The sequence below is a fragment of the Chitinimonas arctica genome, from assembly GCF_007431345.1.
GTDB lineage: Bacteria > Pseudomonadota > Gammaproteobacteria > Burkholderiales > Chitinimonadaceae > Chitinimonas > Chitinimonas arctica.
The window spans coordinates 925490-937690 of sequence record NZ_CP041730.1; the positions used below are offsets into that span (position 1 = coordinate 925490).

Annotated in this window: 12 protein-coding genes; 10 read left to right on the top strand and 2 right to left on the bottom strand. The window is 63.4% G+C overall.

Annotated elements, in window-relative coordinates:
• Positions 1 to 8: 8 nt before the first annotated feature.
• The 10 genes from FNU76_RS24370 to FNU76_RS04125 are packed head-to-tail and all read left to right on the top strand — an operon-like array spanning position 9 to position 8997.
• Positions 9 to 1190 carry a type II secretion system F family protein gene (locus tag FNU76_RS24370; RefSeq protein ID WP_143856520.1) on the top strand — a complete coding sequence of 394 codons (1182 nt, stop codon included), beginning with the start codon at positions 9 to 11 and terminating at the stop codon, positions 1188 to 1190.
• The gene (locus FNU76_RS24375) at positions 1187 to 2869 is read left to right on the top strand and encodes a GspE/PulE family protein (protein WP_143856521.1); all 1683 of its coding nucleotides are present in this window, start codon (positions 1187 to 1189) and stop codon (positions 2867 to 2869) included. Before FNU76_RS24370 ends, FNU76_RS24375 begins: the two co-directional genes overlap by 4 nt.
• A complete protein-coding gene (locus tag FNU76_RS04090) occupies positions 2850 to 3632 on the top strand; it encodes a hypothetical protein (protein ID WP_143856522.1) in 783 nt (260 codons plus the stop codon). The genes FNU76_RS24375 and FNU76_RS04090 overlap by 20 nt, the downstream gene beginning before the upstream one ends.
• Positions 3629 to 4195, top strand: a complete 567-nt coding sequence (locus tag FNU76_RS04095; RefSeq protein WP_143856523.1) for a hypothetical protein — start codon at positions 3629 to 3631, stop codon at positions 4193 to 4195. Before FNU76_RS04090 ends, FNU76_RS04095 begins: the two co-directional genes overlap by 4 nt.
• Positions 4196 to 4213: 18 nt before the next feature.
• Positions 4214 to 4813, top strand: coding sequence for a hypothetical protein (locus FNU76_RS04100; RefSeq protein WP_143856524.1), 600 nt, complete (start codon positions 4214 to 4216; stop codon positions 4811 to 4813).
• Entirely contained in the window at positions 4810 to 5322 is a 513-nt protein-coding gene (locus tag FNU76_RS04105; protein ID WP_143856525.1) for a hypothetical protein, read from the top strand. The genes FNU76_RS04100 and FNU76_RS04105 overlap by 4 nt, the downstream gene beginning before the upstream one ends.
• Positions 5319 to 7652, top strand: coding sequence for a secretin GspD/PilQ domain-containing protein (locus tag FNU76_RS04110; RefSeq protein WP_223879214.1), 2334 nt, complete (start codon positions 5319 to 5321; stop codon positions 7650 to 7652). Before FNU76_RS04105 ends, FNU76_RS04110 begins: the two co-directional genes overlap by 4 nt.
• A 1-nt stretch (position 7653) precedes the next feature.
• Positions 7654 to 8142, top strand: a complete 489-nt coding sequence (locus FNU76_RS04115; RefSeq protein ID WP_143856526.1) for a type II secretion system protein — start codon at positions 7654 to 7656, stop codon at positions 8140 to 8142.
• Positions 8117 to 8512, top strand: a complete 396-nt coding sequence (locus tag FNU76_RS04120) for a type II secretion system protein (protein ID WP_143856527.1) — start codon at positions 8117 to 8119, stop codon at positions 8510 to 8512. The genes FNU76_RS04115 and FNU76_RS04120 overlap by 26 nt, the downstream gene beginning before the upstream one ends.
• On the top strand, positions 8509 to 8997 hold the full coding sequence (locus FNU76_RS04125) for a type II secretion system protein (protein ID WP_143856528.1): 489 nt from the start codon (positions 8509 to 8511) through the stop codon (positions 8995 to 8997). The genes FNU76_RS04120 and FNU76_RS04125 overlap by 4 nt, the downstream gene beginning before the upstream one ends.
• 4 nt (positions 8998 to 9001) lie before the next feature.
• Here the strand turns inward: FNU76_RS04125 and FNU76_RS04130 are convergent, their stop codons facing one another.
• Both FNU76_RS04130 and uvrB read right to left on the bottom strand, forming a co-directional pair.
• Positions 9002 to 10018 carry an Rpn family recombination-promoting nuclease/putative transposase gene (locus tag FNU76_RS04130; RefSeq protein ID WP_143856529.1) on the bottom strand — a complete coding sequence of 339 codons (1017 nt, stop codon included), beginning with the start codon at positions 10016 to 10018 and terminating at the stop codon, positions 9002 to 9004.
• A 98-nt stretch (positions 10019 to 10116) separates the two neighbouring features.
• Positions 10117 to 12135 (bottom strand): excinuclease ABC subunit UvrB, encoded by a 2019-nt coding sequence (uvrB, locus tag FNU76_RS04135; protein WP_143856530.1) that lies wholly within the window; start codon positions 12133 to 12135, stop codon positions 10117 to 10119.
• Positions 12136 to 12201 lie beyond the last annotated feature (66 nt).

Sequence of the window (12201 nt, forward strand, 5' to 3'; positions counted from 1 at the left end):
GCGGCCGCATGCAGTTCCAGGTAGAGGCCTTATCGGCCGCCAATTTGATCGAGTCGCTGGCCATCGAAGCCAGCGACGAGGCCGACGCGCGCCGCCAGGTGGAAGCACGCCGCGCCAGCGTGCTGACGATCCGCCCACTGGCGGCGCAGCGCACGCTGGGCCGCCGCAGCGCTTTTTCGCTGACCTTGTTCAGCCAGGAACTGCTGGCACTGCTGGAGGCCGGCCTTAGCCTGGTTGAATGCATGGAAGCCTTGCTGGACAAGGAGTCCAACCCTGCCGCCGGCAGCGTATTGGCCGGCATTCTCAACCGGCTGCGGGAGGGCGAGCGTTTTTCCGGCGCGCTGACGCACCAGCCGCAGGTCTTCCCGCCCCTCTATGTCGGCATCGTGCAAGCCGCCGAAGGCACCAGCGAGCTGCCGCAGGCGCTCAGCCGCTATCTCGATTACCAGCTGCGCCTGGAAGAAGTCCGCAACCGGCTGGTCAGCGCCGCCATCTATCCCACCATCCTGATCACGGTGGGCGGCGGCGTGGCGCTGTTCCTGCTGGGCTTTGTCGTCCCCCGCTTCGCCGCCGTCTACCAAGGTACCGGCCGGCCCATGCCCATGCTGTCGCAATTGCTGCTGGACTGGGGCCAGTTCGTGGGCAACAACGCGCTTCTGGTCGCCACCGTGGTGCTGGGCGGGCTGGCTGCGGCCGGCTGGTGGCTGCGCCAACTGGTTCGCAGCGGCGCCTGGATGGGCCTGGTGGCCCGCCTGCCGGGCATCGGCGAGCGCATGCGCATCCTGGAACTGTCGCGCCTTTATCTGACGCTTGGCATGCTGCTGGAAGGCGGCATCCCCATCAGCGGCGCCATCGCCATGGTCAGCGGCGTCGTCTCGCCGGCCAGCCGCGCCGGACTGGCCGCGGCGGCGACAGCGATCCGCGAGGGCGAGATGCTGTCCGACACCTTTGCCCGCAATCAACTGACCACCCCCATTTCGCTGCGCATGCTGCGGGTGGGCGAACGCTCCGGCCAGATGGGCGCCATGCTGACCCGCTCCGCCGATTTCTACGAGAGCGAAACCGCCCGCTGGATCGAGCGCTTCACCAAGACCTTCGAACCCCTGCTGATGACGGCCATCGGCTTGGTGATCGGCGGCATCGTCATCCTGCTGTATATGCCCATCTTCGATTTGGCAGGCACCCTGTGAGCATCCCCGAACTGAACGCGGCCCAGCTGAAACTGGCGTATGGCAAGGCCCAGCGCGAGGGTACGCTGCCCTTGGACGAACTGGGTGCGCTGCTGGGCAGCGAGCCGCGCGATACCCTGCAGGCGCTGGCCCATTGGTTCCACCTGCCCAGCATGGAGACAGCCGATATGCTGGCCTTGCAATCGGCCTTCGATCTGCTGCCGCTGGCGCGTGCGCAAAAGCGCGGCTGTGTATTGCTGCGCCAGGCAGGGCCGGACGGCGGCCGCCTGCATGCCGTGCTGGGCGATCCCTTCGACACCGACCTGCCGATCTGGCTGGAAAGCCTCTGCCGCCAGCCCCCGACCTACCACCTGGCCCTACCCGCCGATATCCACGCCTACCTGGCTCGCCAGGAGGAATCGGTACGCGCGGTGGATCATCTGCTGCTGGACAGCGCGGATTCGCGCGGCAGTGACCGCGCCGCCGAGAAACTGACCTTCCTGACTACCAGCGACGGCAGCAGCCAGGCGGTCAAGCTGGTCAATTCCACCCTGTACGATGCGCTCAAGACAGCTGCCAGCGATATCCACCTGGAATCGCTGCCGGGTGGACTGGCGGTCAAATACCGTATCGACGGCGTGCTGGACGCCATCACCCAGGTACCCGGCCGCACCTTGGCCGAGCAGGTGATCTCGCGCCTCAAGGTGCTGGCGGAACTGGATATCGCGGAGCGGCGGGTGCCGCAGGACGGCAGTTTCCGGGTGGAAGCCGGCAGCCGCGAGATCGACCTGCGCGTCTCCATCATGCCCAGCATCCACGGCGAGGATGCGGTGATCCGTATTCTGGACAAGCAAGCCATGGTGGCCGCCCATGGTTCGCTGACCCTGGAGGCATTGGGCTTTGACGCCGGCTCGCTGGCGGCGCTGCGCAAGCTGGTGAGCGAACCCTATGGCATGGTGCTGGTGACCGGCCCTACCGGTTCCGGCAAGACCACCACCCTGTATGGCGCCATCGCCGAAATCAACCATGGCCGCGACAAGATCATCACGATCGAGGACCCGGTCGAGTACCAGTTACCCGGCATCCTGCAGATACCCGTGAACGAAAAGAAAGGCCTGACTTTCGCCCGCGGCCTCCGCTCCATCCTGCGCCATGACCCCGACAAGATCATGGTGGGCGAGATCCGCGATACGGACACCGCCGAAATCGCCGTGCAATCCGCCTTGACCGGCCACCTGGTGTTGACCACGGTGCACGCCAACAATGTGTTCGACGTTTTCGGCCGCTTTACCCATATGGGCATTGATCCCTATGCCTTTGTCTCGGCGCTGAACGGCATCTGGGCACAGCGCCTGATCCGGCTCAATTGCCCGCATTGCAGCGTGGACGTGGCGGCCGACCCGGCCATGCTGGCATCGATGGGCTTGGGCCTGGCCGATGTCGCCGGCTTTCGCTTGCGCCAGGGCGCGGGCTGCGGCGATTGTCGCGGCACCGGCTACAAGGGTCGCCGCGCCATTGCCGAATTTCTCAGCCTGACCGATGAGCTGCGTGAGCTGATCATCGACAAAAGCCCCATCCGCCAGATCAAGGAACTGGCTCGCCGCAACGGTACCGAGACCTTGTTTGAAGCCGCCATGAAGCAAGCAGCCTGCGGCGATACCACCCTGGAGGAGATACGCCGTGTCACGCTTATGGGCTGAACCCCTCTCGCTGGGCCTGGACCAGGACGGTGTGGCGCTGCTACGCGGTTCCGCCGAGCTGCTGTTCGATGGACCACCCGCCGTTGCCGGCCTGGCCGACACCCTGGCGGCGACCGGCACCACGGTGCGCAACCGATTGCTGGCGCCTACCCTCGGCGTGACCGTGGCCGACCGGCTGGTGCGTTACTGGCTGGTCCAGCCCCCGGCCAATATCGCCAGCCTGGCCGCCTTGCGCGCCGTCACCGCTGCCCGCTTCGAACAGTTATTCGGTGAAACCGCCCAGAACTGGCGAATGGACGCCGACTGGTCCGCCAAGCAAGCCTTCCTGGCCTGCGCGCTCCCGGCCACCCTGTGTGCCGACGTCGAACGTCTGGCCGCAGTGCATGGCTGGCGCCTTGCCACCATGCTGCCCGCCTTTGTGCGGGCTTTGAACCTGGCCGGACGACAGGCTAGTGGCTGGTTCTGCATGGGTGAGGGCCTGGGGCTGAGCTATGCCGCCATCCAGCAAGGCCGCTGGCTGTGCATGCGCAGCATCCGCTTCGCCCAGCCACCCAGCCAGGCCGAGCTACTCGCCAAACTGGAAGGCGAGGCCCGCCTGTTGGCGCTTAGCCATGAGCAGTTGCCGGAGGATATCCGCTGGCAGGGTAGCGCCGCCTGGCTCCCGCGCGACAGCCGCTTCGGTCCGTGGCGTTCCAGCTTCCTTGCCACGCAGGCATCGGGGAGCGCTGCCCACCGCCTGGCGCTATTGGGTAGCAAGACATGAAAAGACTGCAACTCGACTTTTTCGGCCGGCGCCAGCCGCTAACGGCCCAACTGCGGCAGCATCATCCGCTGCTGCTGTTGCTTTGGGCACTGTCCACCGTGGCACTGCTGCTGGGCAGCGCCCGGCTCTGGCAGGTACGGCAGCAACAGGCCGAGCTGGACCAATCGGTGCAAGCGCGGCTACGCCAGGCATTCTTTGCCGCGGCCAAACCGGCCCAGCCGGTCGAAACCGGCCTGACGCCAGCCCAGATCCGCAGCACCAACGAGGCCATCCGCCAGCTCAATCTGCCATGGGCCGCCTGGTTCGCGGCCTTTGAACAAGCAGCCCGCCCCGATGTCGCGCTCCTGTCCATCACGCCCAATGAGCAGAGCCATGCCGTCCATGTCTCGGCCGAAAGCGAAGATATCGCCGGCATGCTGGCCTACGTCGCGGCATTGCAGCAATCCGGCTTCTTTACCGAAGTGTCTCTGCGCAAGCATCGCAGCAATGAAAAGGCGGTCGGCGCACCGGTACTATTCGAATTTACCGCCCAGGCCCGCCTGGGTGGCGAGACGGCGCCATGACCACACTGGAGAGTGAATATGGCTGCTGATCGCTCCCTTGATATCCATGCCTTGCCGGGCCGGCTGCGTATCGCCATCGAAATCAGGCTGCATCGCCAGGGCTGGATAGCCCCCTGCGGCTGGCTGCTGGTGCTGGCGGCCGCCTTGGTCTGGCTACAATTGCCCTTTGCCGAACGGCGTTTGGCCGACCAACATACCGGCGTGCCCCATGGCGGCCAGCCGACCGTAGCAAGCGCTGCCGGGACCATGGCGCCAGACTCCAACGCCGCCCGGCTGGCCCGGCTGTATACCTTGCTGGACCAGGCCGGTGACCGCCAGGCCAACCTGCGCCAGGTATTCGACATCGCCGAGGCGGAAGGTTGGGATATCGCCGAAGCGGATTACACGGTCAGCGCCAAGGACGGCCTGGTGCGCCTGCGCATCCTGCTGCCCTTGCAAGGCAGCTATCCCGAGATCCGCGCCTTGGCCGAAGCGCTGCTGCGCGGCAGACCCAATCTGTCGTTGGACGATATCGGCTTCAAGCGCGACAGCAGCCAGGCCGACTCGCTGCATGCCACGCTCAAACTCAGCCTGTGGTCGCGAGCCGGCCAGGGGCTAGGCCGGGGGCAAAAGCCATGACCAAGCGCCAGCTGATCTTGCTTGGACTGTTCTGCGGGGCGGCCTATCTGGCCATCTGGGGCAATGGCAACCCCGCCGCCGACGCACCGGCCGGACGCCGGGCACCCGATTTCTCGCGTCCGCCGGCCGCCAAACGCACGATGGCCGAACCCGGCCGTATCGCCGCGCTGATCCCGCGCGCGCAGTTGATGCAACCGCCCCAGCCCGGTACGAACCTTTTCCCGGTCCGCCCGGGCGCCACACCGCCGCCGCCGGCCCAGCCCGTGGTTCTTGCGCTGGTGCAGGCCCCGGTGGCACCGCCCTTGCCTTTCCAGTTCATCGGCAAAAAATTCGAGGACGGTGTCTGGGAGCTGTACCTGGACCATGCCGGCCAGACGCTGATCGTGCACCGTGGCGACACCTTGGCCGGCATTTACCGGGTCGATGAGATCCAGCCGGCCAATCTCCTGCTGACCTATCTGCCGCTGAATACCAAGCAAACCCTAGCAATCGGACAAGGCGAAGAATGATGTTCCCCCCGTTTCCCCTCTCCTCGCGCCATTGCGCCCGACTTGCGCTGTTGACCGCGCTGGGCCTGTTATCCGGTTGTGCCGCCCAGCAGGCCCATCGCGACGGCCAAGCCTTGCTGGAACAAGGCCAGCTCAACGCCGGCCTGGATAAGCTCAAGCAAGCCAGTGCGCTGGCGCCAGACGATGTCAATTACCGCATGAGCTATCTGACCAGCCGCGACCGGACCATAGCCAGGCTGCTGGCGCAAGCCGACGCCGCACTGGCGGCGCAGGATCTGCTTGGCGCCGAACAAGGCTATATCCAGATCCTGACCCTGGATGCCTCGCACGCACGAGCCCGGATGGGCATGCAGCATCTCGCCGCCGAGCGGCGCCGGACAACCCTGCTGGAGGAAGCCAACAAGGCCTGGAGCCGGCAGGATGGCGACAGCGCGCAAGAGCGGCTGCGCAGCATCCTGGCCGAACAGCCGCAAAACGCGGCGGCCCAGGCATTGCAGCGGCAGATCGAAGAGAAAAAACGGCGCGGTAGCGACAGCGGCCTAGCCGACGCCTTCAAGAAACCCATCACCCTGCAGTTCAAGGATGCGTCGCTGCGGACGGTGTTCGATATCATCGCCCGCACCTCGGGCCTGAATTTTCTGTTCGACAAGGATGTGCGTACCGAACAGAAGACCTCGATCTTTCTGAAGAACAGTTCGATCGAAGCCGCCATCAATCTGACCCTGCTGACCAATCAGCTGGAGCAAAGGGTGCTGGACGGCAATACCATCCTGATCTACCCGGATACCCAGGCCAAGCGCAAGGACTATCAGCCCATGCTGGTACGCACCTTCTACCTGGCCAATGCCGAAGCCAAGACGGTGGCCAATACGCTCAAGACCATCGTCAAGAGCAAGGATGTGGTGGTCGATGACAAGCTCAATATGATCATCCTGCGCGATAGCCCGGAAGTGGTGCGCCAGGCCGAAAAGCTGGTCGCCCTGCACGATCTGCCCGAACCGGAAGTGATGCTGGAGGTCGAGGTGCTGGAAGTGAAGCGCGGCCGTCTGCTGGAGCTGGGCGTGAACTGGCCCAACCAGCTGGGCCTGGCCCCCTTGCAGGCCGCCGGCAGCAGCCTGACCCTGAGCGATCTGCGCGGCCTCAACAGCCGCCGCATCAGCGCCACCGTCGGCTCGGTCGGCGTCAATGCCAAGAACGAAGACAGCGACGCCAACCTGCTGGCCAACCCGCGCATCCGTACCCACAACCGCGAAAAAGCCAAGATCCTGATCGGCAGCCGCGTGCCGGTGATCACCTCGACCTTGACCACCGGCTTCTCGTCCGAGTCGGTCGCCTATGTCGATGTCGGGCTCAAGCTGGATGTCGAACCGACCATCTACCCCGACGACGAGATCTCCATCAAGACTTCGCTGGAAGTCAGCAGCATTCTCAAGACCGTCGAGACCAAGACGACCCGCGCCTATGAGATCGGCACCCGTACCGCCTCCACCGTGCTGCGCCTGCGCGACGGCGAAAACCAGGTGCTGGCCGGCCTGATCAGCAACGAAGACCGCCGCACCACCGACCAGGTACCGCTGCTGGGCGATATCCCCCTGCTGGGCAGACTGTTCGGCAGCCAGCTGAATGACCACACCAAGACCGAAATCGTCCTGTCCATCACCCCGCGGCTGATACGCAATATCCGCCGCCCCGATGCCGATATCCTGGAGTTCGATTCCGGCACCGACAGCAATTTCCGCCGTTCGCGCCTCGATACGGGCGCGAAAGCCGGCAGTGGTGGCGCCCTGTTGAAGCAAACCAGCGGCAGCCCGCCGGCCGTGGCGACGCCTACCCCGACGCCAGCCGCGGTAGCAGCACCGATACTCCCGGCCACCGTCCCGGCCGAAGCGGCCAAGGCCACCACGCCCGCACCCGCCACGCCGAACGGCAAGATGCAGTGGGACGGACCGGATCGCGCCAGCGTGGGCCAAACGATCGAGCTGCAGGTGGTCTACCAGGGTGAAACCGCCCTCAACGGCATGCCGGTAAGCTTGAGCTACGACCCGCGCGTACTGGAGATCATCAAGGTCAGTGAAGGCGACTTCTTCAAGCACAGCGGCAGCACTGCCTTCAGCAGCGATATCGAGGCAGGCCGGATTAGCATCAACAACCTGCTGTCCAGCGCCACCGGCGCCAAGGGAGGCGGGGTGGTCGCCACCTTGACCGCCAGGATACTCAGCGCCGAGGGAGGGCAGACCCTTTTAAAGGTGAACAGCGCGGCCCCGCAGGCGATCGACGGTCGCAGCCTGGACCCCGCCCTGTCCGACCACACGCTCAAGCTGGAGCCCTGAGATGCGCGCGCCGTGGACCAAGGGGCGCGGCTTCACCCTGATCGAGCTGCTGGTTACCCTGGCCATCCTGGCGGTGCTGGCCGTACTGGTGCTGCCCACCGCGCAAATGGGCGTGCAGCGGGTCAAGGAACAGGAACTGAAGCTGGCACTGCGCGAGATCCGCGCCGGCATCGATGCCTATCGCAAGGCTTTCGACAGCGGCCACGTCCAGCACGACCTGGGCGCCAGCCCCTATCCTCCCTCGCTGGCAATCCTGGTGCAGGGCGTGCCGGACCAGCTGGACCCGGAAGGACGCAAGCTGTTCTTCCTGCGCCGCATTCCGCCCGATCCGTGGTGCCAAGGCGGCGACCCGGCCCGGGCGGAAAGCTGCTGGGGCAAGCGGTCCTATGCCAGCGAAGCGGACGACCCGCAGGAAGGCAATGATGTCTACGATGTGTATTCGCGCAGCGAAGGGACAGGATTGAATGGCGTACCCTACAAGCAGTGGTAAACGCGCGGCGGGCTTTACCCTGATCGAACTATTGGTGGTGCTCGCCATCGTGTCGGTCTTGCTGACCCTGGCGGTACCGCGCTATTTCAGCAGCATCGAAGGCTCCAAGACGGCGGTCTTGAGCGAGAATCTGCAACGGGTGCGCGACGCCATCGACAAGTTCTACGGCGACACCGGCCGCTATCCCGCCAATTTGGACGAAATGGTGGAAAAGCACTATCTGCGCAGCCTGCCGGTCGATCCCGTCACCGATCGCAACGACAGCTGGACCCTGCTGCCGCCCGACCCCGAGCGGGGTAGCGGCATCTACGATATCAAGAGCGGTGCCGAAGGCGCCACGGCCGACGGCCGGGCTTATTCCAGCCTATGAAGTGCAGGCCTGCCCAGCAGGGTTTCAGCTACCTCGCCCTGCTTATCCTGATCGCCGTGCTGGGCGTCACCGGCACGGCCACCGTGCTGCTGGGCGAAATCAGCGAACGACGCCAGGCCGAACAAGCCCTGCTGCTGACCGGCAGCGCCTACCGCAACGCCATCGCCAGCTATTACAACGCCGTCCCGGCGGAAAAGCGCCACTATCCGCGCGCCCTGGCAGACCTGCTGCGCGATCCACGCTTTCCGCTGCGCCGCCACCTTCGCCGCCTCTATCCCGACCCCATCTCCGGCCAGGCGGACTGGCTACTGCTGCGCGGTCCCGATGGCGGCATCATGGGCATTGCCAGCCGCTCCACTGCCCAGCCGATCAAGCTGGACCTGTTCGATGAGGAAGATAGCGCGTTCAAGCAGAAGCGGCATTATTCGGAATGGTTGTTCGTGGCCGATATCGCGCCCAAGACACCGCGCATATTGACCTATTAACCGATCATTGCGGAAAGGTGGGAAACGCTGATTGGTCTTCAGGCTGCTTGAACATCTCACCGATAGAACTGGCCGACAACACTTGGTCGCCCCATTCTTCCCATTGTTCGGATGTTGCATCGCTCAATTGCTTCTCCACCCAGTCTGGCAAAGGACCGAATTTGCGTAGGAGCTGACGGTGTACCGTGTTGGCCTGACCCTGCTCTAGTCCTTTTTCCAGGCCCTCCTGTACATATTGTTGGCCCCAGAGATCCAAGTTCATCTTCAACATCGCTTCCACTCCTTGCAAGTCGCCAGCCTCTTCCAGCTGCGCTGACGGCCACTTGAACTGCGGGAACTTGGCAGGGATCAGTATATTGATGATCCACGCCTTTATCGCGTTCCGCAGCCCGTCATGCTCAGGCCCTGCCAAATAGCGCAGCAGCTTGCGTAAAACACTACGCCAGACTTCCGGGTTCTCGGCATTCTCCAGCCGAAAGATGTCCGCCACCACGTTCTCCAGCCCCATCAAATCTTGCTCCTGATAGGTGCCTTGGTCCAATAGCATATAACGCATGTGTGGCCGGAAATCCGGCAGCCTACCGGGACCCACGTCAATCATCTCATCCACTTCCAGCGGCGCGCTCCAACGCGGCGCGCCGTTGTACATCACGATAGGCAGGACGGGCGGCAGTTTGCTGCTGTCGGTCAATTTATATTGCTTCGGGTTCTTGTAGAGATCCAGGTATAGGTTCAGTACATAGCAGCCCACCCGTAGCGCCATGGTGGGATCGGTCTTGGATTGGAACTCCAGTATCAGGCAGATGTAAAGATCCTGGTCGGCCAGCCGCACCTTCCATATCACATCGGTTATTCTGCGGCGCCTTTTGTCGTCGATAAAACTGCCGTTGATGCGCTCCAGGGAGGAGAAATCCACTTTTTCCACCCATTCATCGCCGACGAAGTCGCGCAACAGATCCTCGACGGCACGGGGATAGGAAAACATGCACTTGTAGGCGGCGTCGTGATCGTCCTTGTCCATAGCGCGAGACTGCCAGGGTATTACCGCGCCGGGTATACGGCCTTCGCCTGAATTCAATAGGAGAGACTAACGCGCGTGCGCAAGTCCACTCCAGACAACTACCCCGCCCCAAACACCCGCTGCCGCAACTTGTGCAACTGGTCGCGCAATTCGGCCGCCTTTTCGAATTCCAGGTTCTTGGCGGCTTCCATCATGGCCTTCTCGATGGTCTTCAGCTGCTTGGACAAGGCTTTCTCGTCCATATCTTCCAGCAATAGCTGCTGCTTGCGCTCGTCCCGCTCGGCGCGGGCGCTGTCCATATCGTAGACACCGTCGATGATGTCCTTGATCCGTTTCACCACCCCGCGCGGGGTAATGCCGTTGGCTTCGTTGAAAGCCAGTTGCTTGGCGCGGCGGCGTTCGGTTTCGTCGATCGCCTTGCGCATCGAATCGGTGATGCGGTCGCCGTAGAGGATGGCGGTGCCGTTCAGATTGCGCGCGGCCCGGCCTATGGTCTGGATCAGCGAACGCTCGCTGCGCAGGAAACCCTCCTTGTCGGCGTCCAGGATGGCGACCAGGGATACCTCCGGAATATCCAGCCCCTCGCGTAGCAGGTTGATGCCGATCAGCACGTCGAACACGCCCAGGCGTAGATCGCGCAGGATCTCCACCCGCTCGACGGTATCGATTTCCGAGTGCAGATAACGCACCTTCACGCCATGTTCGGTCAGGTAATCGGTCAACTGCTCCGACATCCGCTTGGTCAAGGTAGTGACCAGGACCCGTTCGCCGATAAGCGTACGCTTGTGGATCTCGCTCATCAGGTCATCGACCTGGGTGCCTACCGGCCTCACGCTGATGAGGGGATCGACCAGCCCGGTAGGTCGCACCAACTGCTCCACCACCTTGCCCTGATGCTCGGCTTCGTAGGTGGACGGGGTGGCCGAGACAAATACCGTCTGCGGCATCATCTGCTCGAACTCGGCGAACTTGAGTGGGCGGTTATCCATGGCGCTGGGCATGCGAAAACCGTAGTCGACCAGGTTCTCCTTGCGCGCCCGATCGCCCTTGTACATGGCGCCGATCTGGCCGATCAGCACATGGCTTTCGTCCAGGAACATCAAGGAGCCTTCCGGCAGGTAGTTGATCAGGGTAGGCGGCGGCGAACCGGCCGGCTTGCCGGAAAAATGCCGCGAGTAGTTCTCGATCCCCTTGCAAAAACCCATTTCCTGCAACATTTCGAGATCGAACTTGGTGCGCTGGTCCAGCCTTTGCGCCTCGACCAGCTTATGGTCCTGATGAAAGAAGGACAGCCGGCTACGCAACTCGTCCTTGATGGTATCCATGGCCCGCAGCACGGTGGCGCGGGGCGTCACGTAATGGCTGGCGGGGAACACGGTGAAACGGCCCACGCGCTGCTGAATGCGGCCGGTCAAGGGGTCGAACAGATTGATGCTCTCGACCTCGTCGTCGAACATGCCGATGCGCACCGCCAGATCGGCGTTTTCGGCCGGGAACACATCGATCACGTCGCCGCGCACCCGGAATTTACCGCGAGTAAAATCGATCTCGTTACGATCGTATTGCATCTGCACCAGCCGGGTCACCAACTCGGCTTGCGGTACCTTCTCGCCCTCGCGCACATGCAGAATCATCTTGTGGTAGTCGGAGGGGTCGCCGATACCGTAGATCGCCGATACCGTGGCGACGATGATGCAATCGGGCCGTTCCAGCATGGCCTTGGTGGCACTCAAGCGCATCTGCTCGATATGCTCGTTGATCTGCGAATCCTTCTCGATAAACAGATCGCGGCTGGGTACGTAGGCTTCCGGCTGGTAGTAGTCGTAGTAGGAAACAAAGTACTCAACCGCATTTTCCGGAAAAAACTCACGGAACTCGGCGTATAGCTGCGCCGCCAGGGTTTTATTGGGCGCCATCACCAACGCCGGCCGGCCCGATTGGGCGATGACATTGGCCATGGTGTAAGTCTTGCCCGAGCCGGTCACCCCCAGCAGGGTCTGGAAACGCAGACCGTCGTCCAATCCCTCGAGCAATTCCGCGATGGCTTGCGGCTGGTCGCCGGCCGGTGGAAACGGTTGATGCAGGCGGTACGGACTGTTCGGGTAGGTAACGATCATGACGGCCTCCGGATGGGGCGATGATTGTAGCTTGCCAAGGGCGACTCCGGCAGCAATGAACTACAC